Genomic DNA, 24886 nt, shown 5'->3' with positions numbered 1-24886 from the left:
TTTATATGATGTTTCAAATAAAATAAGTTAGATTCAAAGATTTTATATTAATTCGTTAAACCCAATTCTCTATCCTTAACTTTGGCACTCTATCGAATTCCCTTAAATTATTTGTAACCAGTATGACATCTAATGCGCGTGCATGCGATGCAATCCAAAGATCATTATTGCCAATTGGTTTACCAAATTTTTCTAAATTTCTTCTGATATCACCATAATGTTCAGCTACTTCATTATTTAATTCTAAAGCAGGGATTAACGTGGTTAGTTCAACTAGTTTAGAATGTGCAGCATCGGGTGATTGACTTTTATTAGCGCCATATAAAAGTTCACCATAGGTAATAACAGACATTGCTACTTGTCCGACTTCTAGCTCTTCAAATTTCTTCATAACTGTTGCAGGCTTTTGCTTAGCTATATAAATACAAATATTAGTGTCCAATAAATATCTTAAGCGCATTAAAAAAATTCTCTTTCCTGTGGTAAAGTATCTTCTCGCTCATCTGAAAAGAAATCCTTGGGCATGCCAGATAATAATTCGAATGCATGTCTTAAATTTTCAGGTTTTTCCCGTAAAATAACGTCATTACCACGTCTGAAAATTTCGACTTCCTTAGTATGAAATTGAAATTCTTTTGGTAAGCGTAAGGCTTGAGAATTGCCCGATTTAAATATTTTTGCAAATTTCATAGCGATGTACCTTAAACCAAGTATATACATAAAGTATATACATCGCCTATCTTTAAGTCAACTATGACTTATTATTCCACAATAGTTCATACTGGAATATTAGTTATATTTCAATAAGTTAATCTCATTAAGCCTACAAATAAGAACCTCGGAAGTTTAGCACCACTTAGTAGTAAATAGTGTCGACACTGTCACCACTATTCCACCCCGTGCCTGCCTGTGTTCTTTTATCACATCGAAAAGATAATGTGCGTATACCATTTTTGATCACTGGGACACATTCGATGCCTGTAGTTTAGTAGCACATAATCCTAATTTATGCCGAATATCAGTGCCATTAAAATAATTAAAACCTTAGTCGTCTTGGCGATGGCGTTTCTTTCAAAAGTAAATGTAAGTGTTGCCCTGGACGTTCTCGTAATGCGGCTATTGTTTGAGAAATAGCTTCAGAAAAACTTACCTTTGCATTTTTAATAGCACAATCGCTGTCAGGAGATGGTTCTTCATAATAACGAGCACCTGGCATTTCTGGTCTATTTTCGTTAGATTTAAGCATTTCTGGTTTTATTTTTTTTTGATGATTTTCAACTTGATCTGGTGTTAAACCACCAACTTCAAAATGACAACTCTTAAGCCTTAAACTGATAGTGCCTACACTTCCTTCGAGAGGATACCTTACTCGATAAAATTTGTTTCCAACGATATCATTTTTTAAATGAGCTGGCATATCCTTAGCTTCATCTATATGTGTATATTCATCATATGAAAATCCAAATGCATGTGAAAACGCTATCGCATGAGGAGGGAAAATGATGGATTCTTTTTCTAGTTTTAAAGGCGTTGATTCTGGAGTCGGACTTTTCAAATCAAGTTCATTTAATGTCATCCTCATTAGGTGGCCGAATATTATTTCACGCTCCAAAGGATGCATTGCATTAGCTATCACAAGCAAGTCTTTCATGCTCTTAACTTCAATTTCAGGCGCTTCTCGATTAAAAACCTCAATTAATTTATGAGGTCCTGGAAATTTAGACATGTTCTCTATCACTTCAGGTGGTTGAACACAAAGCGTATGAATAAAGCCTTGAAAAAAACAATTTGCCCCAGCGCCTGTTGTGTAAGCAGTTCTCTCAAGAGATTCTATAAGCTGACGTTCATCTAATTGACGGTCATTCATTGGCTTAGCATTAGCGTGTCGTTTATTAAATTATAGCAAACTATACCGCCCTGCAAAAACAGTTGGAACAAGCATCATAGCAGTAATTTACGTTTAAAATCATAGAGATATAATAATCTATTTGCTGTAGGTATAACATAACATTAGAACGCTCTTTTTTAAGACGGTGGGTAGAAGATTGCGTGAAGTTAGAGAAGAGAAAATGCACGAACTTTCACTTTCTGTCTTCAGCGCTTTGTAGTGCAATGTTTACTTGATGACCGACTAATCCGCCAGATATGTCAGATGACCTTAGAGTCGAAAAATGATTTTATTAATAAATTTAATAAATTGTTAATAATTTTTTGCTTAAATAATGTGCATTTATTTTAAACAAGAACCACTCAGGGGAGAGGTCATGAAATTAACTCCAATCCATTTTTTAAGTGCCAAAGAAGTTCGTGATTTTATGGAACGAATCATAAAAGATCAAATTATTAAGGTCACTGAAGTTAATGGTATTGTCAAGATCGATCAATCCCAAATTGTAAAATTGGAATCACACTTGCTTGTCTCTAATGCAGGCCATACCTATCTACTGGAAGATGTTATGGAGGCTTCTGATATCTATGAAGAAATCTATTTCCCTCAAACTAATCGGGAATTAGTGCATATAAGGGATTTGCAATTAAACAGAAATCTTTGTTCCTTGCTTATTCATAATAAACCTTTGGCTGAGGCTTTGTGCCGCACTAATTTATCAAAAAAATTATTAAATACTCAAATTCCGCAATGCGCCATAGGTCGATCTGTTCCTACTAGACCAGTTCTAACACCAGCGGGAAACAATTTTGAGGCATATGCTATTATAAGATGGCTAATGATGAATAGCCATGATCCGATAAATCAATTACCTCTTTCAATTTCTGATCTAATCCCAAATAAAGCGCTCTTGCAGTTAATCCTTGTTAATTTAAAACAGATGATAGAAGCTGAATCTATCCTAAAAAGAAGAAAACGGTTTGAAGATGCTGAGATATTTAGAAATACAATTAAAGAATATAAAAGTAAGTTTGAATCCATTCAAGATATTAGAAATGCCATAATAAAGGAGCTGAATCAGCCTAACTTTATGTATGCGATAAACCCTCAGCAATCTATGACAAATCTTAAGAATTTAAAGAACATATTTAAATGGGTTGATCATCACAGCAACTTTATTGATAATGGTATCAAGGTTGCCATCCATTTACTATTTTTTATGTCTATTTTAACTGTCCTAGTTCCACTTACTGTAACAGGTAGTTACCAAGGTTTTAATAGAAGAGTCGCTGTAGATCGTTTACAACCATTACTAACATTACTGGCTCCTGTTTTAGCAGTGGAAAATGACGTTGAATTGATGATGAGTTTCACCCTGTGTCTTGCAAGTTATTTTATGTTTCAAAATGCTTTATCTCCACTGATAAACCATGAATACGCAAAATTCCCTCTAATGAATATTAAATATGCCATCAAAAATAAAAAAATCATGGACATGTGCATTGCTGAGGAACAGGAGATAGCTAAGATAATTAATAAAATTACTAAATGGGAAGACTTCTTTTCTAAAAAGAATGAGCAAGTTGTTACAACAAGCTATGGTGCTCTTACGCTCTTCAATAATAATAGAATAAGAGAACATTTTATTGCTGATGAAGAAAATAAAGTGGATACCGAAGTTAAGAAATCGCTAGCATGGAATAGCTGCATTAGTTCCGATCTAATCTGACACTTGCTACTTGAAAAAAGTAAGGTTACCCGTTTTGATAGTTATGTCGAGTAAAAATCAAAACATTAAAGAGGTAACCTTATGTACGAGTGTACGCAAAAAATCATTAAAAACAAGGTCGGTCTGTTAAATTTGGCAGAAGAGCTAGGGAATGTATCAAGAGCCTGCAAGGTAATGGGCTTCTCCAGAGATACGTTTTATCGTTATAAATCAGCAGTTGAGCAAGGAGGCATTGAGACCTTGTTCGACAAGAGCAGACGGCAGCCAAACATCAAGAACCGCACCGATGAAGCTACAGAGAATGCTGTATTGGACTATGCCATTGAGTACCCCGCGCATGGTCAATTAAGAGTCAGTAATGAGCTTAGGAAAAGAGGTGTTTTTGTTTCTCCTAGCGGTGTTCGTTGCATCTGGCTAAGGCATGATTTGGCATCATTTAAACAGCGTCTAACCGCACTGGAAAAGAAATCTGCCGAGGAGAACTTAATTCTAACTGAAGCACAACTGGCCGCGCTAGAACGCAAAAAAGACGATGATATGGCCTGCGGTGAAATTGAAACAGCACATCCTGGCTATCTTGGTTCACAAGATACCTTTTATGTTGGCAATCTCAAGGGTGTTGGGCGCATTTATCAGCAAACATTTGTTGATACCTACTCCAAAGTGGCTCATTGCAAGCTATATACCACAAAAACACCGATTACATCTGCTGACCTGTTAAATGATCGTGTGTTGCCATTCTTTGAAGAACAAGGCTTGGGCTTGCTGCGCGTATTAACGGATCGTGGCACTGAGTTTTGCGGCAAGGTAGAGCAACACGATTACGAGTTGTATTTGGCGCTCAATGATATTGAGCACACCAAAACGAAAGCTCAATCACCCCAGACCAATGGCATCTGTGAACGCTTTCATAGGACGATTCTGAATGAGTTTTATCAGGTTGCTTTCCGAAAGAAAGTTTACACAACTATTGACGAGTTGCAAAAAGATCTGGATGATTGGCTCGGTTATTACAACAATGAACGCACACATCAGGGTAAAATGTGTTGTGGCCGAACTCCGATGGCGACATTGATTGATGGTAAAAGAATCTGGAAGGAAAAAGTTGATAATCTCAACTTGAACTGACAGTAAAACCGTAACTGAAAAACGGGTAACTGTCAGATCAAGTCGGAACTTTTACAAATTAATAGTGATTTTGATCGCTAACTTCCTCTACTTGCTAATGCATCTTTATACCTCTTCCAGTTGCGAACACGACAGGCTATCTTAGCCACATAGAGTACTCCCTTTTATTTTTCGCCAGAAAATTTTGAGGAGTTCACCTTCTTTTCGTGTTCATAATTATCCTTTATTTATTCAACATAGCCTACATCTTAGGCGAAGATCCTGGTTCTAACGTTTCGTCTTTAGCTAACTGACTCTTAGTGAAGTCAATCAATTGAGGCCTTGATAGTTGAGTTGCTGTTGCTGTTAAATTGATCATGCTGTCTGTTGTACATTTTTTCGGATCAACTCCTAACCAAAACACACGGCCATCTTTCGTTAAGAAGAATGCAGTAGTTATGCTGTTTTCAAATTTAGCAACATTGTTCAGCATCTCAATTTGATAAAAACCATTACTTTCAAGTGAAGCCATGCCTTTATCCTTAGCTAAATAAGGGTGCCCTAGCATTTTGAATGGATCTTCTTTAGCCCTGGAATATACCTCTCCTTGTTGGGTTATAAAATATGTGGAAGAGTAGCCCACCTTATTTGAAAAATAGGCATGTTTGATTGGATAAGAGAAGTCAATAGTGCTCCATTCTGTTAAAGATGAAGACGATAACAAAAACATTTTCAGAGTGTAGTCATTTGATGGGCATAAACCACAAAAATAAATCCAACTTTGCCCTTGTTTGTTAGTAATAATAGGATTATAGAGATCCGTATACCATGGAGTGAAAAGTTCATTGATTTCAGTCGATTCTATTGGGAGTGATATGGAATGTTCCTGATAACCAATTAGAGAACAAATGCCAAGCTCGAGTGTGTTTTCTTTGTGGTTTATTTGATATTTGAGTAACTTTAACCCCTTAATTTCAAGGCGGTCATTGGTTTCCATTTTTTTATTAAGTTGAATAAACTCAGCATTAATATCAATATCATTTGATAGGATTTCTGTATTCGATCTCAGCATGCAATATTTGTAAACTTGATCGATTGACATATAAACCTTTCCTGTTTTTGTTACGACGCACATCATGTGCTCGCTCGCGTGAAAATCCTTATAGCGTGTTTCTTCTATCCCTTTCAATTTAATAGGCTTAATTTCATTAAATACTTTCGTGTCATCAGCAGGAATAATAAAATCGGGTAGAGACCCTACAGCATATAACACACCATTGTTACCAAGAAATAGAGCTCCCATCGAGGAATGTTTCTTATCCTGGATAATTATTTTTTTTATTTCCATAGATGATCTAAATGGTGATTCTAATTCCCATAAACCAAAACATTCCTCTGTATTAACGTTCAGTAAATCCCTTGGTCCATAGTAGTAGATATGACCATTTTTGGTAACAAATACGGAAAGATAATACCCTGAAACCATTTTATTGATAGATGAAACCATTACAGTTTGTTGGTGGCTATTAAAAAATTTACAAACTTGACCAAAAGGTCTTGGATCCGTGTTTTTAGCATAAAATGCATAAATTTCCTTATATACGTCATTCTGCAGCTGAGGACCTGAATAAAGGATAGATTCTTTTTTAGAGTCAACAAGGGCATTATTGGCATTGGTTGCTACTTCTTCCTGCCAATTAAGATGTTTTTCACTTTTCTCGCCGATGAGCTGCTTCAAACGCTCTTTAATTAGATTAAAACAGAATAAAATAGGTAGTACTTTATGTTCATGAGTGGCTTGAGATAAATTAGAAAGAAAATCAACTATCTCGTTGTTATTTGCCTGTATAATACCAAGTTGTTTTTCGATATAAGCTGCATCACTTTCAGAAATTAAGTTTAATTGTGAAAGTAACAAAGTTAATTGCTTGATGTTACGAACCCGCGTGCTTACTTCATTTTGCGTTTTTTCAATATACTCAATGTTATTAAAGTGATCATAGAATTCTTTTTCGAATTGGGTATATTTTAAATACATCATATGTATCAATTGATAAATGGCTGATAAAACACTTGGTTGAAGATGGCTTCTCAATGATTGATCCCAATCTAAACAACGCCTTTTAAGATTGATTAAATTTAATTCTATATCATCCACTTCTTGTTTTGATGAGCCTGAGCTGCTGGGAAAAAAGTATCAAGATAATTCCCAACTTTTTCGAATAGTTCTTGGTTTTCTTTAGAGCGTTCTTTAACAGCATGAAGAAAAGTAATAATTTCTTCGTAGCTATAGACTGTATCCAAATGTAACTCAGCTGGTAGGGAGTAATTTTCAAGTTTTCTAAGTTGCAAATCAATCGCTTTGATTTGTTTTAAAATATTTATTTTCTGGAGTTGACTCATAGGTATTTTATTTTGCATACGAACCTCTTACATATAATTAAGAGCAAATTGCTTATTTTTTACACGATCTAAACTTCTATATCTAAGCTTTTCATACTTTCTTTGCTCTTATTTGTGACATAGTTCAAAATTTTAAATTGATTACCATTGGTTGGCTTGTATAATAAATTAATTAAATTAAATAAATATTAAATAACGTCAATGCGAACAATAGATAGCATTGATAATATATAATTGATAAAAAATAACGTGATAAGCAGGGACTTGTACATGCCTTAAGACCCGCTTAAATTTCAAAAAAAGATTTTAGAATAACTATTATAGATAGGAGACTGCCTGGAAGGCACAAAAGTGTGCCGTCTGAAAATATCAGATCTTTTCGTTAGCCCTCGGAAAACTTTCCTTTAACAGAGTCGACATCTCATCCGCATTTAATGGACGCTGCCCAAAATAAAAACCTTGCACAATTGAGCAATGGTATTGAATCAGCAGGTTAAGCTGCTCTTCCGTTTCTACACCTTCAGGAATGACGTTCAATCCTAAACTATCGCCCAAGGCAATAATGGATTTGACAATCACGGCATCGTCTGGATTTTTGGATAAATTTTTTATAAAAGATTTATCAATTTTCAATGTGCTGATAGGCAAATCCTTTAGTCGAGTTAGCGATGAATAGCCTGCACCAAAATCATCAATTGAAATCGTGACACCCAGACTCCGCAATTGTTCCAAAATCGGGTCCAGATTAATGGCGCTAGTCATGACTGCCGTTTCCGTTAATTCCAGCTCTAAATTTTGCGGTGGCATGCCAGTCTCTTTTAAGATATTTTGAAGCGATGATAGAAACTGTTCATTAGCAAGATGTTTTGGGGAGAGATTGACCGCAAATTTCAAATTCTTAGGAATTAATCCTGCTGTAAGCCACTTAACATATTGCGCACAAGCGTGTTTCAACACCCATTCGCCAATAGGCACAATAAACCCACTTTTTTCCGCAAGCGGGATAAACTCATCTGGCATAATCAATCCCAGCTTGGGATGCTGCCACCTTAACAGAACTTCCACTCCAACCACTTCCCTGTTTGGTAGCTTGTATTGAGGCTGATAAACCAGATAAAATTCATTTTTTTCTATTGCGGCCGGCATGCCGGTTTCCAATTCAGCCCGCTGCCTGAACGCATAATCAATCTCGTCTGAAAAAAATTGATAATTATTTCGGCCCACCTCTTTCACAGTATACAAAGCAATGTCAGCGTTTTTAAGCAAGGTTGCTTCGTCTTTTCCAGAAAAAGGCGCAACCGCAATACCAATACTGATGGTCGCGTTAAAATAATAATTTTCCAGCTTGAATGGCTTATTAAAACGATCAATTAAATGCTGAGCAAAGGCAGCCACTTCTTTAATATCCTTGATACCTGAGAGCAGAATAATAAATTCATCACCGCCAAAGCGCGCAACAATGTCTTCCTTACGAACATTTTCTTTTAACTGTTTGGCGACCGTCACTAATAATTGATCGCCAATATGATGACCAAATGTATCATTAACAGTTTTAAAATTATCCAAATCCAGCAATAATATCGCAAAAGATGTATTATCTCGGTATGATTTTACAATTTCTCGCTTTAATGCCGCTTCAAAGGCCGGCCTGTTATACAAATTAGTTAGCATGTCATGGTTTGACAGGTATACAAGCTCCCTCTCTGCTTCAATGCGTGCCGTGATATTTGTGCCGTAGATATTAACGTTTTCAGTCGCCCCGGGCGTAATGCTGAATAAATATTGTGTTTTAAGGCAGGATTCTTCTATAAGATATTCTTTTTGGTTTTTTATAGCTGAATCAATCAGAGAAATAAAACTGGTGGGCAGCTCCTGACCGATCTCTGCTTTCCAACAAGCAAATAATGATTCAGCCGCTTTATTGGAATAAATAACTTCATTCTGTTTATTTATTGAAAAAATAGGCGCCGAGTTGTTCTCGGGAATGGATGCCAAAAATTCAATTCGTTGTTGTGCGTTTTGTCTTTCTGTTACGTCGCGCAACACTGCTACAATAGTGATTTCTTCATGCATCTCCCGAAAAGGTCTTGAGTAAACCTCAAGTAAAATAGTTTCATTATTTTTTTCGAATTCATAGAGATGCGATCTTGATTTACTTTCATTTTCTAAATGTTTTATCAAAACATCATCCAGTGAAATTGGCCTGCCTTGTTTCTTTAGCTGCATGACTTCATTAATATGTTTTCCCAGTATTTCGATGGGCAATCGGCCAATGAGTGAACCAAATTTTTCGTTACACCATTCAATGATACTCCTGTTATCAACCCAAATAATGGCATCATCAATGGCTCCCAATGATAACTCCATCTTACTTAATGTATTGCGTAGCTGCGTAAGAATCAGGGACGCCTTATCTCTTTTCATTGGGAACTTCCTCGCTTACGTCAGCAGACTGTTTCTTGCCTGGCTTGTTGGGTGTATCTTCAAGTGGACGTATCGTTGCCGCAAAGACCCATGAGCCATTGATTTTTTCAGACTGAATGCAATGTTCGGCCAAAAAGATGACGCCATTTTTATCAATGGCTTGCAAGGTGAGCGGCCGATTCAGAATGACGGTTTTTTCCGTGGCTAGAAATCGCGAAAAACCCAGGTTATGCGCATCATGCAAATAGGGAGGAATGATCGTTGTTAAGGGCTCGCCAATTATTTCGTCAGGCGACCATTTAAAAATTTCCTGGAATTTGCGGTTAACATAAATAATAAGACCATTTTGATCTGCCATCACAACGGGAACTTTTTCTTCCTGTTTGAGCTCTTCAATCATACTCATGGCCTTATCCTTTAGTTTCATGATCCATTCGAAGTTATTTTAGCGGAATACCTTACTTGCCAGTAGTTTTATATTAATTATATTCAGCCTATAGCCTCGACGCCTTGATAAAGAAGTTTATTTATTTTTTATTATTTTATCATACAGTTAGAGATTAATTCGCTTCTATTTTTTCTGCATTAAGCCTGATTTAATTTGGATAGTATATTATTTGTGCAAATTTTATTCGTGGATAATATTATGTTAAGAAATTCTTTGTCCGAGACGTTCGAATCTTTATTTTCTGACACCAGCTTATTGAATATTGAAATGCAACTGGATGATGAAATGGAAACACAGGATAGCCCGCCAAATTCATCTGTTACCGTTGAAAAAGTTCATTCTGTGAGTACGGCCGTTAAAACGGCTGAAGATAATACCAACTTAAATATTGCTTTTGCCTTATTACCCCTAGAACTGAATTTCATGATCCTGAATCATCTGAAACCGAATGACCTGGAAGTACTTGCGCAATCTTCCAAAACTACACTTTATCTAACTAAGGCATTCTGGGATTTTCGTTTAAGCAATGCGTCTTTTAGGCAAAATATATTTAACGACTTCAGACGGTTGCTAAAAGAAATAAATGAACATAATCACCAAGGCCTTGAGAAAGTTAAATCATTTTTCTTTACTTCATCCGCTCAAAAAGATTTTGCTTTTTATTCAGATCTGGCTAGACAAATTATTATCAGCCAATATAACTTTCCGGAAATTATCACTATCATTGCAAATAAGATAAAAAAACAAATATCCTCCATTGATCAGCGATTTATAAATTGCTTATTGTTACAGTTGGGATTCAAGAAATTATGCCATCCTGATAGTGCTAAAATAATCATTGCATCGATAATGGATTCAAATTGCTTGTCTAAAGATATCATTATCCTAAATTCACTTACGCATCTTCATCATACACATCAACCTGACTGCAATGTTTTATTCGAAATTTTTCGACAATTAGGCATGACAGACCAGCACTTTGACTATCTCGCAATGAAATACTTCATGAATGCGCCTGACAAATTTTTTCTAATAGGCAAAGCGGACCCGGCCGTAAGGACACGTGTGGCTTACAATATACTGCAGGTAATGGTCCAGAATGAAAACAATATTCGTGAAGGGAAGTACCTGGAGAACCTTGAAACCGAGATGGCTAGTTTTTATGAGAGCACCCAGGATGAATATAGAAGATATGAATCTAATTATCTGCGATATAGTCCTTAGCCTTTAAAAAAGCGATCCTGTTTTTCTATTCCCAAAAAACAATGGGAAGAGCATTCGCAAACAGTTAAAAAGAGGATCCTATGCTCAATCCCTAGCGGGTACGCTAATGGATTTCCATGAGGGGTTGTCCCAGGAACCTGTCACAGCATAGTAGTAACTAGTCGCCTTGGAAACACCCGAACTGATGACCGTGTTGACTGCCATGGCAGCAAGCCCTACGACTGGATTGCCAGTGATCAAAGTCGCTGCTACCGGAATACTCGACGTTACATGAGGCGTTACACTCAAAGTGAAATCATAATCCTTATTTTTTAAACCGATGCGGCCATGTATACCCACCGCAGCAATAGGTCCTTCAAAGCGTAAATTGTTTGTAAACGCATTGCCATTGTCAAATCTAAAATCACCACGCACATAATCGAAGCTGTAACCTTTCTGGAATACATCACTAAAATCAAACATCAAGCGTCGAGGAATCGTCTGCAGACTAAATATGCTCAACATGCGGCCCAGATCCATTTTCGCGCCACTTGTCTGGCTTACTTCCACAATGCGTCCCTTCCCCATATCCAGCGACGCATTGCCCGAGAGGCTAGCCACTGAAGGTGCAAACGGCGCATCGTGCCAGCTTAAGCTGAAATCCAAGCGGCCATTACTTGAAACAAAATTATGCACATCAAAGCCAAGGCTATTTAATAAATTACTCACATTGGATGACTTAATGACACCTTGCAGACTAGTCGTGTTTGATTGTGTCCAAGCACCCGAGGCCTGCAAGTCCATCCGAGAAGAAGTAATGCGTAATGTTCTAATGCTCATGCCACTTCCGCTCGGTGCCGTTTTAAAAGCGACTTGGCCAAAGGGAATCGCATTATAACTAACATTATTTGCCGTAAAGGAAATGGATGGCAGGGATTTTACATCGATTGCAGGTCTTGTTTGCGTACCTGTTGCTGCCTGTAAATTTAGCTTCTGAAATTGTGCACTAATGGAACCCTGTGGTGTCAAATTCACGGGAGCGACAATTTCTCCTGCCACTTCAGGACTGGAAATATCAATTATCCAATTATTCTGCGAAGGTGTTACCTGCAATTGAACCTGTGTTAACCTTTGCCCTAACAGATCCAGTGTCTTCGCGCGTATATCAATCTTCCGCAGTACTAAATTGGCAATATTTACGCCGCCGTTCTGTCCCATATAACCTTTGATTTTATCCCAGTCAAGCTGATCAAAATTGCCCGTGATATAAAGCCCTGGACCCGGCGGCCAATCGGGCGTGCCCGTACCCAACTGCAGATTGGCTGCAGTTAAATCGAACGTTTCCTGCTGGCGATTTAAAATCAGGGCAGCGCCCAATAAATCGCCATAGCTTAGCTGAATACGTAAAGGCTGGTTTTCACGCACTTCTATATCGGCCGCTAAATTTCTTTCTTGCTGGGCCTTTTTTCCATATTGATCGGGAAGATCGAGTGTAATGCCTACTAAATTTGTACGTAAATGAATTTCAATGGGCTCATTAGCAGCAAAATCAATATCTGTTTTTACAGAGGCATTGCCCTCAGCTACTTTGGAAAAAGGAATTTTTAACCAGGATTCCAGATCTGAAACGTAGAGATCGCCCGACAAGCTTGCACGCACCACAGAATCATTTGCTGATTTTTGTATGGTTTTCAAATCAATTCTGATGGGTTTGTTAAATAGCAAGCCTTCAATGTTTTCAGCCTCGGTGGTGTTTTCCGTAAAGCTGAATTGCCCGTTAAGTTTATCCAGCTTCAAACGCCAAGGCACCAGCTCAAGTTGGGCATTTTTCATGACTACCTTTCCCTGTACCTGCGCTTTTGCTGGATCCACCAAAGGAATCGCCAAACCTAATTTCAATGTAACCGGTCCGCTCGCAGACATACCGGTGAACATCCTGCCAATCGTTTCTTTTAAAGGACTGGCATTAATAAATTTTAAACCTTGTGCAAAATCAGTCGTAATTTCACTGCTTTGAATTTTTAGTTGGGGATCAGCCAGATTTTGAATTTCGCCTGTTACATTTTTCACAGGAATATCGAAAATCTTTGCCTGAGCGATATCAACCTGCATACCACTGCCAGAAAAAGTAAGTTTACCGTTGGCGCGGTTAAGCTGCGGCCAACCAGCCGCATAAAAAAGATCAATATTTTTTACATCGCCAGAAATCAAAAATGTGCCTTCACCATTTGGAAATGGAAAAGCATTTAAAGGACCTTTCAGGACAGCGTTACCCGATTGCACTTCACCCGATAAAAAGGCTGACTGTAGCCACTTTACTAAGGCAGGATTAAACGTCCGCAAAGGTAAATAGCGCGAAATATTTCTCACTTTTTGCACAGTAAAATTCGCACTCAGGTCAGCTAACCAGGTGCCATTATTAGCAGGTAACGAAATACTCCCGTTTACATTTGCAGCAGCGTCGCTATTTAGTATTTGTAAGCCTTGAACACGCAGCATCCATCCCGCTGAACGATCTGCTTCTGCGTTCGCGGTTTCGTCTGGCTTTTGACTTTGTTGCACATCCGGGGTTGGCTGCGGCTTCTGATCGATGATTGGCTGCCAGGTTATATTCCCTGTCAATTGATCCACATTAATAGGATTAGCAAAAAGCGTATCGTATTTAATAATGACGCGATGACTGCTTAAGGACAGATCGCCTTGCGTGCCGTCCCATTTGATATTACCAGAAAGATTATGCACGCCCGGCGTCTGTTGCAATGGCAAAAAACTCAGTTGGCTAAAATTGGCATTGAGCGAGATATGCTGCAAGTCTGCCAGTGAACCTGAAAAGGTAATGGCTGCATTCAGCAAAGAACCCTTCAATTGCAAATCGGACAACAGCTTGCGCGTTTCATCCGATAGCAATGGCGGGGAAGAATAAAGAAACGCCTGAATATCATAGAGATCGACATAACCCAAGTTGGCGATAGTGGGTAATAGTGTTCCGCTGGCATCAGGTGTCATAGCTACATAAAAGCTTGTCACCGGCCAAAAATGGCCAGGCAGATCAATCAAAATATCATTACCTGCAAAAATATGATCTTGGCCGTCGCGCTTCCATCCTACATTTCCGCTTATGCGTTTGATCAAATGTTTTGATTTATCGGTAAGTGAATATAGTATTAAGTCATACAACTGGAAAGTTGTCTGAATTTTTTGTAAGGTGCCTTGGTTCCAAGTCGCCCAAATTTTTGCGCTTCCTATACCCTGCTGAACTTGCCAATTTTGCCATGTATAACCACTCAGCCATTGTGAAAGCGATAGGCCTGAAATATACAGATAGATTCTCGCCCTTATTTTTGAAAGGTCCGTACTATTACCGAACCACTTCAACACGACACTCATTTCCGTTGGAATTTCCTGATGCAGGATCGCTTTGCCCAACACAATATGCTGTGCATTTTTGTTTTCAAGACTGAGATTATATAAAGTCACGAACCGTTTTTGACCGGTAAAGCCGGTATAACGCACGTCTATGTCACGCAGTATCAACCGCGGCTGTGTGGATAGCCAGGCAATAACATCAGCAAACCGAGCCTCGCGCTGAAAAGGTTGATTATTAAACCCGCCCAGCGCGGGAAATCCTTGTATCGCATATTCACCTGTTGCGGTTTCCACTACATTCACTTCAGAGCCTGCCACCATGATGGTGGCTGGTACAAACTTGCGCTGCCATAAACTTCTGGGAATGGAAATAAAGACATTGACGTTACGTATTTGCAGAATGGGTTCTCGTGTTTCCTTATTAAGAACAGTCACCTTATTAAGGCTTACAACAGGCTGATAGCCCTGCCAGGCAAATGCAACTTTTTCAATAGTCACCGGATTTTGTAATAATTCGCTGGCCCATTTTTCAAATTCCGGACGCCGTTCATTTAGGGAAGGGTTATACAAACGAGCCAAACTCACCAGAATTGCGGCTAAGATGATGCAGACTGCAAGCACATACGCTATTTTCTTGGCACTCGAAATTAAAAACGCCTTCACAGCGTACCTCTCATTATATTAACTCTTACTCCACGGTCTGCTGCTGAATCTTTAGGCAACTTTAAACCACCGGCGGAAATCGCGCATCAGCACATAAAGCCAAGGCCAAAGTAGCATGCTTGTAATCAGCGAAAGCCAGTAGAGGTGGCTTTTTGGCAATGCCCCAATGAATCCCTGAATACAATATAGAATAAACTGGTACAGTAAGACAAAAATTAAAATAAAAAACCCTTGCTGCAGCAATGGATACATGCGCAATCGAATGTACATGCGCGATACAAAATATATCACAATGGTGAATGCGAGCGCATGCTCGCCTAATAAGGTTCCATTTAACAAGTCCACAACAATACCCGTAAACCAGGCTACGCCTACGCTCACCCGATACGGAACTGTCATTGCCCAATAAATCAACACCATCAATACCCAAGCTGGACGTAACCAGACTGTCCAGTCCGGCATAGGCAGCATCGCTAAAATAAGCGCAATAACCAATGTAATAAAAATAGCAAATACACTATGCATTTCGCTGATACCAAACTAATAAAACCTGGCGACTACTTTTCAGTTGGGCGCTGGGTTGCAAGTAGACAGTGGCAAATTGATGGGTCGGGTCTTTGACCACCGTCACTACCTTCCCTACTGGATAACCCACAGGATAATGATCCCCTAGCCCTGAAGTAATGAAAACATCCCCTTCCTTGATGTCCGCTGTTTTGGGTATGTACATGAGGCGTATTTTATCAGAATAACTGTCGCCACCGGCAATAGCACGGATACCATTTCGTGCATTTTGAACGGCAATTCCACTGCGGGGATCGTTAATTAATAAAACCCGGCTTGTAATAGGCCCAACCCGCATCACCTGGCCCATCACACCATTAGCATCCAGCACAGGCTGGCCGACATAGACGCCGTCACGGGAACCTTTGTCTAGTATCACCTGATTTACAAAAGGGTCCGCATCAACCGCCAACAACTCGGCAATCAAAAGTTTACCCTTTACTTGCCGAGATGAGCGCAATAACGATTTGAGATAAAAATTTTCTGTTTCAATTGTGATAAGCCGTTGCAACTGCGAGCGAAGCAGAAGCTGGTCTTTTTTTAGCTGAAGATTTTCATTTACCAGACGTTCCTGGGTACTCAGAATGACTTTTAATTGATCAATAATCTTCGTTGGCCAACTCACCAAATAATGAAAAGGCGCAAGCGGCAATGACAGTGCTTCACGAATAGGAACAAAACTCGCTGACCGCTTGTCAGCTACCATCAAGGCGACAGCAAGCACAATCAGGACAAGCGCACGTAATCCTGATTGGGATTTATGGGTAAATATAGAACGGATAAGTCTACCCCCGTCATTCCTTTAACAGAAAATCAATGCCTGATGTCTCTATCATCTCCAATGCCCTACCGCCGCCGCGAGCAACACAGGTAAGGGGCTCATCAGCGATGATGACAGGCAATCCTGTTTCTTCCATGAACAGTCGATCAATATTACGCAAGCATGCGCCGCCCCCGGTTAACACCATACCACGCTCAGCAATATCTGCTGCAAGTTCAGGCGGCGCCTGTTCCAGAGCAGCACGGACAGCGCCTAAAATGCCGGACAGCGGTTCTTGTAACGCTTCCAGTATTTCATTGCTGGTAATAGTGAAACTGCGCGGTATGCCTTCAGCCAGATTACGGCCACGCACTTCCATCTGGAGCATCTGATTGGCAGGATAAGCAAGACCAATTTCATGTTTGATGCGTTCAGCAGTAGATTCACCAATTAAAATGCCATAGTTACGGCGCACATAACTCACGATGGATTCATCAAAACGATCGCCGCCGATGCGAACTGATGCAGCATAAACAATGCCGTTAAGCGAAATGATAGCAACTTCAGTGGTACCGCCGCCAATATCCACCACCATGGAACCGCGCGCTTCCTCAACCGGCATACCCGCACCCATCGCAGCAGCCATGGGTTCTTCCAGCAGGAATACTTCACGAGCACCTGCGCTGATTGCAGATTCCCTGATGGCACGACGTTCTACTTGGGTAGAACCACAAGGCACGCAGACCAGCACGCGCGGACTGGGACGCAAAAAGCGATTCTCATGCACTTTATGAATAAAGTGCTGTAACATCTTCTCTGTAACATAAAAATCAGCAATCACACCATCCTTCATGGGACGAATAGCACTGATGTTACCAGGGGTGCGACCTAGCATTAGCTTAGCCTCACTGCCCACTGCTACCACATGCTTTTGCCCAACCGAATCGGATCCCTGTCGAATAGCGACCACGGAGGGCTCATTTAAGATAATCCCCTTGCCGCGAACATAGATAAGCGTGTTGGCTGTCCCCAAGTCAATGGACAGATCATTCGAGAACATCCCGCGCAGCTTCTTTAACATGGCACACGTCCTTCTGAAATCGTTTCAAATATTATTCTTTCTGCATTCTAATCAATTTAAATCCAATACGGCAATGAGAAAATGGATGTTATAGATAAATGTTCGTTTCTATTCTTTATCAGCATGCATTATAATGCCCGGCTTCTTTCATTTAAAATTCCTCGCAGCAGGCTGTGGGGCTTTTAACTCGGGGTTTCATACCCCAGGGACAAGACAATATAACTAGATTTAAGCATGGAAAAGATCAAATTTGATCAACTGGAGTCATCCTATGTCGCTTACACCCGAAGAGATTAAAAAAATAGCGCATCTCGCGCGATTGAATTTATCTGAACAGGATATCGCACTTTACACCCCTCAGTTATCCAACATTCTCGATTTTATCGAGCAGCTGAACAAAACCGATACTACCCACGTTGAACCACTCGCCCATCCGCTTGATGTCTCCCAACGCCTGCGGACTGATGAAATTAACGAGCCCAATCTGCGCGATAAATACCAGCGCATTGCGCCACTGGTTGAGGCAGGACTTTATCTGGTACCTAAAGTGATTGAAGAGGCGTAATTATCATGCATCGCAAAACTATTGCAGAATTATCCAGGGAATTGAGCACCAAAAAAATCTCAAGCCTGGAGCTCACCCAACTGTTTCTCGAACGAATCAAACAGTACGATCAAAAGCTGAACAGCTTTATTACCGTTACAGAAGATGCTGCGTTGCAAACCGCCAAAATGGCTGATGAAAAACGCAAGCAGGGGCAAGCAGGTCCGCTCACGGGCATTCCTTTTGCGCACAAAGATATCTTTTGCACCGATGGCGTTAAAACTAGCTGCGGCTCCAAAATGCTGGATAATTTTCTCGCGCCTTATGACGCAACCGTTGTGAGGAATCTAAAAGCAGCTGGCACGGTCATGCTGGGCAAAACCAACATGGATGAATTCGCCATGGGCTCATCCAACGAAAACAGTTATTACGGTCCTGTCAGGAACCCCTGGAACCTGGAATATGTACCCGGCGGCTCATCGGGTGGTTCCGCTGCCGCTGTTGCCGCATGCCTTGTACCCGGCGCAACCGGAACAGATACCGGCGGATCGATACGCCAGCCTGCCGCATTGTGCAATATTACCGGTCTTAAACCTACCTATGGACGTATATCGCGTTACGGGATGATTGCATTTGCTTCCAGCCTTGACCAAGGCGGCCCATTCGCAAAAACAGTAGAAGACGTGGCCATGTTGCTTACCGCCATGGCAGGGTTTGATGAGCGTGATTCAACCAGCATTAATGAACCCGTACCTGATTACACTACTACCTTGAACAATCCCATTAAAGGCATCCGCATCGGATTACCCAAGGAATATTTCAGCAACGGCCTCAGCAATGAAGTAGCAAAGGTCATTGAAGCCGCTATCAAAGAATATGAAAAGCTGGGCGCAATTGTGCAAGAAATCAGCCTGCCAAATACATCACTCTCTGTTCCCGCTTATTATGTCATTGCACCCGCAGAATGCTCCTCCAACCTCGCGCGCTACGACGGTGTACGTTACGGTTACCGGTGTAAAAACCCGGCTGATTTACAGGATCTTTACAAACGGACACGCAGTGAAGGCTTTGGGAGCGAAGTCAAACGCCGTATCATGATCGGCACTTATGCCTTGTCTGCCGGTTACTATGATGCCTATTATCTAAAAGCTCAAAAAGCAAGGCGTCTAATTCGCAATGACTTTGTGGAAGCGTTTAAAAATGTCGATGTAATTCTATCCCCCACCTCGCCTACCCCTGCTTTTAAACTAGGTGAAAAAGTCAGCGATCCCGTCAGCATGTATCTTTCGGACATTTATACCATTGCTGTTAACTTGGCCGGCCTGCCGGGCATTTCTGTGCCTGCTGGTTTCGTTAACGGGTTGCCTATTGGCATGCAATTAATCGGCAATCTGTTTGGCGAGGCGAAGCTGCTCAACATTGCGCATGCGTATCAAACTGTTACAGATTGGCACCAACAAATTCCGGAGGGGTTTTAAGATGGAATGGGAAACCGTTATTGGACTTGAGATTCACGCACAGCTTGCGACACGCAGCAAAATTTTTTCAGGCGCATCGACCCAGTTTGGCGCTGAACCCAATACACAAGCCTGCGCGATTGATCTTGGCATGCCAGGTGTGCTGCCTGTGCTCAACCAGGAAGCCGTGATCATGGCCATCAAATTTGCACTGGGTGCCAATGCAGAAGTGGCGCGTAAATCGGTATTTGCGCGTAAAAATTATTTTTATCCCGATTTACCTAAAGGCTATCAAATCAGCCAATACGAACTGCCTGTTGTACAGCAAGGCTATCTCGATATACAGCTCGAAGAAGGCACCAAACGTATTCGCATTACTCGCGCGCATCTTGAAGAAGATGCAGGCAAATCATTGCACGAGGATTTTCACGGACTCACTGGCATTGATTTAAACCGTGCCGGCACTCCCTTACTGGAAATTGTTTCTGAACCGGACATGCGATCAGCAAAAGAAGCGGTTGCCTATCTTAAAGCGGTACACACACTGGTGCGTTATTTAGGTATTTGCGACGGCAACATGCAGGAAGGTTCTTTCCGCTGTGATGCCAACGTTTCTGTTCGTCCCAAAGGCCAGGAAAAATTCGGCACACGTACCGAATTAAAGAATATTAATTCATTCCGTTTTGTTGAACGCGCCATTAATTATGAAATCGAAAGACAGATTAACGTCATTGAAAATGGCGGCACCATTGTCCAGGAGACGCGGTTATACGACCCGAATAAAAATGAAACCCGCTCCATGCGCAGCAAGGAAGAAGCCAATGACTATCGTTATTTCCCTGACCCGGATTTGCTGCCGCTTGTCATCAGTGACGAACTCATTGAAAAAGTCCGGCTTGAACTCCCCGAACTTCCTCAGCAGAAACGCGAACGTTTCATGAGCCAGTATGGTCTTAGCGCTTATGACGCCAGCATCTTGGTCAGCAGCAAGGATATGGCCGACTACTATGAAAATGTAGTGAAGGAATCGGGTGATCAACCCAAGCTTGCTGCCAACTGGGTCATTAGCGAGTTATTGGGTGCCTTAAACAAAGCGAGCCTGGACATCCAGGAAAGCCCTATTACTTCCGCGCAATTGGGTAAATTAATTTCCCGCATTGCCGATAACACGATCTCCGGCAAAATCGCCAAAACCATTTTTGAAGCCCTGTGGAATAGCGAAGGGGAAGTCGACGCGATTATTGAAAAGCGCGGCTTAAAACAAGTCACTGACACTGCAGCGATTGAAAAACTCATTGATGAAATTATCCAAGCTAATCCTGAACAGGTGGCAGCTTACCGTGGGGGCAAGGAAAAATTATTCGGCTTTTTCGTTGGCCAAGCCATGAAGCTTTCGGGAGGCAAACTGAACCCGCAGCAGTTAAATGACCTGTTGAAAAAGAAGTTACAGGGGTAATTCTCTACCACCTTCTTATTTCCACCGTTGTCCCGCGGCTTGTCCGCGGGATCTGGGTTCATGGTAAAAACAAAGCATTCAATCCTCGGACAAGCGGCATTTGTTGCGTGCTTTACTATGAATAACCCACTTAGCGGTTTCAAAAAAAACAAAATTCTCCTATAATTCACACCTCTTCGCCAAAATCGCATAAAATAGTAAAGCATGGCATCCTCAGAACTGCGTCTAAATGGCTTCACTTTCTCGGAATTATTTCACCCGGACGGGTTGGTCCGCCTGGATCAGGCTTTTTTGACACATTTAAACCATCATTCTCCGGATTTGCACGACAAACTGCTAGCTTACCGCAATCGCACCAGCACGCTTTCTGCTATCGAAATCAGTGAATTATTAATTAGTTGCGCCACAGTGCTAGAGAATTTTCTCGCTTCCCTGTTTGATATTGAAGAAGCGGTTGCAATTAGTCAGGCCAAAACCACTTCACATAACCCTATTTCGGCTTTTAAAAAATACTTTGTGCTACGTCGCGCCAAAAAAGAACTTTCACGAGTACAGGCGCTTCCTGCGTTTGCTGAACTCGATGCTTGGCTAAGCACTGAACTCGCGCGGGCACCGCTGCAATCCGATGATAAAGAGTTGGCCATCGCTCTGCTGGGTACACATTACCTGGCAGACTCGGAAACCTGGCAGCCAGAAATTGAAAAGCTTGTGCAGTGGTGCGCTAGAGCACTCACCACACCGGAAGGGCAGCAGCGCACTTCTACCTGGACCAGCTTCCGGCTGCCGGTGCGCATTGATCACCAACAACTGGTGCATACCGTCATGCTTGAGGATGACCCACTCAACCGTGTTGCCGCACCCAAAGACCAGTGGCGACACCGAGATGGATTCAAACTGACAGACCCTCGCATGGATGCGCGCAGCGTTCAGGATGAAATCAATTACTGTATTTATTGCCATGACCATGAAGGTGATTTTTGTTCCAAAGGATTCCCTGTTAAAAAAGGTGATCCTGCCCAAGGATTCAAAAAAAACCCGCTGAATGTCACGCTCACCGGCTGCCCGCTAGAAGAAAAAATCTCCGAAATGCATCAGCTTAAAAAAGAGGGATTAACACTTGCTGCGCTCGCCATGGTCATGGTGGATAATCCGATGTGCCCTGCAACCGGCCATCGTATTTGCAATGATTGCATGAAAGCTTGCATCTATCAGAAACAGGATCCCGTTAATATTCCGCAAATTGAAACGCGCGTCCTGACGGATGTGCTCGACTTGCCCTGGGGTGTGGAAATTTATGATTTATTGACGCGCTGGAATCCTTTGCGGCAACACCAATGGCTCATGAAACCCTATAACGGACTCAAAATCATGATCGCCGGCATGGGGCCTGCCGGCTTTACACTTGCTCATCATTTATTACTGGAAGGTTTTGCCGTCGTTGGCTTTGATGGCCTCAAAATTGAGCCGCTACCTGAAGCATTAATAAATCAACCTATTTACCGCTTTGACGATCTTAAGGAGTCACTGGATGAGCGCCTCATGGCGGGATTCGGCGGTGTGGCGGAATACGGCATCACCGTACGCTGGGACAAAAACTTTTTAAAGCTGATTTACCTGAGCCTAATGCGCAGACCGCATTTCCAGGTTTTTGGCGGTGTACGATTTGGCGGCACCGTGACAGTGGAAGATGCATGGGAAATGGGCTTTGATCATTTTGTCGTTGCCGTTGGGGCTGGTTTGCCAAAAGCGCTTTCAGTGCCTGGCAGTCTCGCACCGGGCATGCGCCAAGCCAACGACTTCCTGATGGCATTACAGCTTGGCAATGCCGCCAAGTCGAGCAGCCTGACTAACTTGCAAATTCGCCTCCCCGCCGTCGTAATCGGCGGCGGCCTAACCGGTGTAGACACGGCGACAGAATTACAAGCTTACTACCTCACCCAGGTTGAGAAAATTCTTAGACGTCATGAAATACTGGTAAACAAATACGGTGAAGACTATGTCAATCGCCCACTTGACGCTGCATCACGAGCGATCCTTGCTGAATACCTGCGTCATGGTCTAGCCGTTCGCCAGGAACGTGAGCGTGCAGCGGCGAAAGGTGAGCAGCCCAATTTTATCAAGTTGTTACATGCATGGGGAGGCGTCACCATCGCTTATCGCCGCTCCATGCAGGAATCCCCTGCTTATATCAATAATCATGAAGAACTCGTCAAAGCCCTGCAAGAAGGCGTTTATTATGCGGAAGGGTTGGAACCAGCCAGTGTCGACCTAGATGAGTTTGGTCATGCGGTTGCGCTCATCTGCCAGAAACGCCTGCGCAAGGAAGCAAATGAGTGGATCACCACAGAAGAAACTGTTCGTTTGCCTGCCCGCTCCATTTTGGTTGCGACCGGCACGCAACCTAACACGGCTTATGAATTCGAGCACCGCGGCACTTTTAACCGGCTCAATCTGCAATACCAGCATTATGAAGATGAAGATGGCAAGCTGACTGTCGCGCATGGTGTAGAACATTGTAAAGATCCGCAATTCGGTCCTTTTACTTCCTATCAAAAAGAAAACCGCCGCGTAAGCCTGATTGGCGATACGCATCCGGTTTTCCATGGCAACGTTGTTAAAGCCATTGCGTCCGGCACGCGGACTTACACAAAAATACTGACGCTATTGCACAACCAATTGGGTCAACTAGGCGATGAAAATGAATATCAGCAATTCGCCGAGCGTATAAATTATTTGTTCCGGGCGCGAGTAACCGAAATTACCCGCAAAACAGACAATGTCATTGAACTCAGCATTCAGGCTCCTCTCGCTGCCAAGCATTTCAAGCCCGGGCAGTTTTACCGTTTACAAAACTTTGAAACTTACGCGCCACATGTGGACCATACTTTATTTCAGATGGAACCGCTCGCCCTGGTCGCAGCAGAACATCATGAAGCACAGGGCATTTTAAATTTCATTGTCACGGAAAACAGTGCAACCGCAAAGTTATGCGCTATTTTGAAAAAAGGGGAACCGGTTTCCTTGATGGGACCCACTGGCGTGCGCGCAAAAATTCCTGCGCAGGGTGAAACCATTCTGATTATTGGCAACCAATCCAGCTTCGCCTTTCTGCGCAGCTATGGCCCGTCCCTGCAAGCTGCCGGCAACCGTGTCATTTATGCAGGATTATTTAATAATAAAGAAGAGGTTTATTGTCAAAAACAATTAGAGCGTGCCGCCGATGTTATCATATGGCAGGTAAGAAAAGGTGAATGTATCAACACGCATCGCATGCGCGACTATTCAGTAACCGGCGAAGACATGATCCATACACTGATCGCTTATACAGAAGGCCAATTGACCGGCCAGCCGCCCGCGATTCTGCTGACAGATGTAGACCGTGTTTTTGTTGTCGGAGATACGTATCTGTTACGCCAGTTTCAAGCGGCACGTAAAACGCGTCTTAAGGATTATCTTGTTAAAAATCCCCCCGTATTTGCTTCTGTCTATGGCAACATGCAATGCATGTTGAAAGGAGTTTGCGCCCAATGTCTGCAATGGCAGATTGATCCGGAAACAGGCCTGCGGACTAAAGCTGTCTTCGCCTGTTCATGGCAGGACCAGCCTCTTGAAATCATTGATATTGATCACATTGATGCGCGCCAGATGCAGAACCGCTTACTGGATCATTTAAGTCGATTATGGGTGGAACATTTGTTTGATCAGTATCGGGTAGCAAAAATCTAGCTTTCGAATACGCCTATACCATCCCAATTTTGATAATTTTTTAGTCGATTGAGCTCATAGCAAAACT

The 24886-nt window shown here is 41.8% G+C and carries 18 protein-coding genes; 7 read left to right on the top strand and 11 right to left on the bottom strand.

The annotated features are described in order from the left end of the window. Positions 1-55 precede the first annotated feature (55 nt). The 3 genes from vapC to AQUSIP_RS04200 all read right to left on the bottom strand — a co-directional run bounded on the left by vapC (position 56) and on the right by AQUSIP_RS04200 (position 1867). Positions 56-460 (bottom strand): type II toxin-antitoxin system tRNA(fMet)-specific endonuclease VapC, encoded by a 405-nt coding sequence (gene vapC, locus AQUSIP_RS04210; protein WP_114835515.1) that lies wholly within the window; start codon positions 458-460, stop codon positions 56-58. After that, a complete protein-coding gene (locus AQUSIP_RS04205) occupies positions 460-690 on the bottom strand; it encodes an antitoxin (protein ID WP_114835516.1) in 231 nt (76 codons plus the stop codon). Before AQUSIP_RS04205 ends, vapC begins: the two co-directional genes overlap by 1 nt. Positions 691-1036: 346 nt before the next feature. After that, positions 1037-1867: a hypothetical protein gene (locus AQUSIP_RS04200; RefSeq protein ID WP_114835517.1), complete on the bottom strand. Its 831-nt coding sequence runs from the start codon at positions 1865-1867 to the stop codon at positions 1037-1039. 397 nt (positions 1868-2264) lie between these two features. Between AQUSIP_RS04200 and AQUSIP_RS04195 the strand changes: the two genes are divergently transcribed. Together AQUSIP_RS04195 and AQUSIP_RS04190 are read left to right on the top strand one after the other, a co-directional pair. Then, on the top strand, positions 2265-3617 hold the full coding sequence (locus AQUSIP_RS04195; protein ID WP_170131897.1) for a U-box domain-containing protein: 1353 nt from the start codon (positions 2265-2267) through the stop codon (positions 3615-3617). Between the two features lie 81 nt (positions 3618-3698). Further along, on the top strand, positions 3699-4745 hold the full coding sequence (locus AQUSIP_RS04190) for an IS481 family transposase (protein WP_114835537.1): 1047 nt from the start codon (positions 3699-3701) through the stop codon (positions 4743-4745). A 241-nt stretch (positions 4746-4986) separates the two neighbouring features. Here the strand turns inward: AQUSIP_RS04190 and AQUSIP_RS04185 are convergent, their stop codons facing one another. The 4 genes from AQUSIP_RS04185 to AQUSIP_RS04170 form a co-directional block, all read right to left on the bottom strand. Further along, the gene (locus tag AQUSIP_RS04185; RefSeq protein ID WP_147277489.1) at positions 4987-6882 is read right to left on the bottom strand and encodes a hypothetical protein; all 1896 of its coding nucleotides are present in this window, start codon (positions 6880-6882) and stop codon (positions 4987-4989) included. Continuing rightward, complete coding sequence (locus AQUSIP_RS04180) at positions 6870-7145, bottom strand: hypothetical protein (protein ID WP_114834529.1); 276 nt, start codon at positions 7143-7145, stop codon at positions 6870-6872. Before AQUSIP_RS04180 ends, AQUSIP_RS04185 begins: the two co-directional genes overlap by 13 nt. Positions 7146-7496: 351 nt before the next feature. Beyond that, complete coding sequence (locus AQUSIP_RS04175) at positions 7497-9551, bottom strand: sensor domain-containing protein (RefSeq protein ID WP_114834528.1); 2055 nt, start codon at positions 9549-9551, stop codon at positions 7497-7499. Beyond that, the gene (locus tag AQUSIP_RS04170; RefSeq protein WP_114834527.1) at positions 9538-9957 is read right to left on the bottom strand and encodes a PAS domain S-box protein; all 420 of its coding nucleotides are present in this window, start codon (positions 9955-9957) and stop codon (positions 9538-9540) included. Before AQUSIP_RS04170 ends, AQUSIP_RS04175 begins: the two co-directional genes overlap by 14 nt. A gap of 240 nt (positions 9958-10197) precedes the next feature. Here AQUSIP_RS04170 and AQUSIP_RS04165 point away from each other — a divergent pair, with 240 nt between their 5' ends. Beyond that, positions 10198-11223: an F-box protein gene (locus tag AQUSIP_RS04165; protein WP_114834526.1), complete on the top strand. Its 1026-nt coding sequence runs from the start codon at positions 10198-10200 to the stop codon at positions 11221-11223. A gap of 84 nt (positions 11224-11307) precedes the next feature. On the opposite strand, the gene AQUSIP_RS04160 is transcribed toward AQUSIP_RS04165, so the two are convergent. Genes AQUSIP_RS04160 through AQUSIP_RS04145 form a run of 4 tightly spaced genes read right to left on the bottom strand, consistent with a single transcriptional unit; the run spans position 11308 to position 17636 of the window. Beyond that, positions 11308-15231, bottom strand: coding sequence for a YhdP family protein (locus AQUSIP_RS04160; RefSeq protein ID WP_114834525.1), 3924 nt, complete (start codon positions 15229-15231; stop codon positions 11308-11310). A 51-nt stretch (positions 15232-15282) separates the two neighbouring features. Continuing rightward, positions 15283-15756 (bottom strand): rod shape-determining protein MreD, encoded by a 474-nt coding sequence (gene mreD / locus AQUSIP_RS04155; protein WP_114834524.1) that lies wholly within the window; start codon positions 15754-15756, stop codon positions 15283-15285. Continuing rightward, positions 15749-16567, bottom strand: coding sequence for a rod shape-determining protein MreC (gene mreC, locus AQUSIP_RS04150; protein ID WP_267896359.1), 819 nt, complete (start codon positions 16565-16567; stop codon positions 15749-15751). The genes mreD and mreC overlap by 8 nt, the downstream gene beginning before the upstream one ends. A gap of 22 nt (positions 16568-16589) precedes the next feature. After that, on the bottom strand, positions 16590-17636 hold the full coding sequence (locus tag AQUSIP_RS04145; protein ID WP_114834522.1) for a rod shape-determining protein: 1047 nt from the start codon (positions 17634-17636) through the stop codon (positions 16590-16592). Between the two features lie 271 nt (positions 17637-17907). Here AQUSIP_RS04145 and gatC point away from each other — a divergent pair, with 271 nt between their 5' ends. The 4 genes from gatC to AQUSIP_RS04125 all read left to right on the top strand — a co-directional run bounded on the left by gatC (position 17908) and on the right by AQUSIP_RS04125 (position 24819). Beyond that, complete coding sequence (gene gatC, locus AQUSIP_RS04140) at positions 17908-18201, top strand: Asp-tRNA(Asn)/Glu-tRNA(Gln) amidotransferase subunit GatC (protein ID WP_114834521.1); 294 nt, start codon at positions 17908-17910, stop codon at positions 18199-18201. A 5-nt stretch (positions 18202-18206) separates the two neighbouring features. After that, positions 18207-19658, top strand: coding sequence for an Asp-tRNA(Asn)/Glu-tRNA(Gln) amidotransferase subunit GatA (gene gatA / locus AQUSIP_RS04135; protein ID WP_114834520.1), 1452 nt, complete (start codon positions 18207-18209; stop codon positions 19656-19658). 1 nt (position 19659) lies between these two features. Further along, on the top strand, positions 19660-21093 hold the full coding sequence (gene gatB, locus AQUSIP_RS04130) for an Asp-tRNA(Asn)/Glu-tRNA(Gln) amidotransferase subunit GatB (protein ID WP_232058632.1): 1434 nt from the start codon (positions 19660-19662) through the stop codon (positions 21091-21093). A 204-nt stretch (positions 21094-21297) separates the two neighbouring features. Then, complete coding sequence (locus AQUSIP_RS04125) at positions 21298-24819, top strand: FAD-dependent oxidoreductase (protein WP_114834518.1); 3522 nt, start codon at positions 21298-21300, stop codon at positions 24817-24819. The last annotated feature ends 67 nt before the right edge of the window (positions 24820-24886 follow it).

Source organism: Aquicella lusitana (assembly GCF_902459475.1).
In the GTDB taxonomy this organism is placed as follows: Bacteria; Pseudomonadota; Gammaproteobacteria; order DSM-16500; family DSM-16500; genus Aquicella; species Aquicella lusitana.
Note: the sequence above shows the minus strand (reverse complement) of the source record. Positions and strands in the feature narration are given on the sequence as shown.

Bases quoted from the DNA above. Each gene is read 5' to 3' on its own strand.
- gatC (WP_114834521.1), top strand. From the start codon at position 17,908: ATGTCGCTTACACCCGAAGAGATTAAAAAAATAGCGCATCTCGCGCGA.
- AQUSIP_RS04180 (WP_114834529.1), bottom strand. From the start codon at position 7,145: ATGCAAAATAAAATACCTATGAGTCAACTCCAGAAAATAAATATTTTA.
- AQUSIP_RS04165 (WP_114834526.1), top strand. From the start codon at position 10,198: ATGTTAAGAAATTCTTTGTCCGAGACGTTCGAATCTTTATTTTCTGAC.
- AQUSIP_RS04195 (WP_170131897.1), top strand. From the start codon at position 2,265: ATGAAATTAACTCCAATCCATTTTTTAAGTGCCAAAGAAGTTCGTGAT.
- AQUSIP_RS04205 (WP_114835516.1), bottom strand. From the start codon at position 690: ATGAAATTTGCAAAAATATTTAAATCGGGCAATTCTCAAGCCTTACGC.
- AQUSIP_RS04145 (WP_114834522.1), bottom strand. From the start codon at position 17,636: ATGTTAAAGAAGCTGCGCGGGATGTTCTCGAATGATCTGTCCATTGAC.
- AQUSIP_RS04200 (WP_114835517.1), bottom strand. From the start codon at position 1,867: ATGAATGACCGTCAATTAGATGAACGTCAGCTTATAGAATCTCTTGAG.
- mreD (WP_114834524.1), bottom strand. From the start codon at position 15,756: ATGCATAGTGTATTTGCTATTTTTATTACATTGGTTATTGCGCTTATT.
- gatB (WP_232058632.1), top strand. From the start codon at position 19,660: ATGGAATGGGAAACCGTTATTGGACTTGAGATTCACGCACAGCTTGCG.
- AQUSIP_RS04175 (WP_114834528.1), bottom strand. From the start codon at position 9,551: ATGAAAAGAGATAAGGCGTCCCTGATTCTTACGCAGCTACGCAATACA.
- AQUSIP_RS04170 (WP_114834527.1), bottom strand. From the start codon at position 9,957: ATGAGTATGATTGAAGAGCTCAAACAGGAAGAAAAAGTTCCCGTTGTG.
- vapC (WP_114835515.1), bottom strand. From the start codon at position 460: ATGCGCTTAAGATATTTATTGGACACTAATATTTGTATTTATATAGCT.
- AQUSIP_RS04125 (WP_114834518.1), top strand. From the start codon at position 21,298: ATGGCATCCTCAGAACTGCGTCTAAATGGCTTCACTTTCTCGGAATTA.
- AQUSIP_RS04190 (WP_114835537.1), top strand. From the start codon at position 3,699: ATGTACGAGTGTACGCAAAAAATCATTAAAAACAAGGTCGGTCTGTTA.
- gatA (WP_114834520.1), top strand. From the start codon at position 18,207: ATGCATCGCAAAACTATTGCAGAATTATCCAGGGAATTGAGCACCAAA.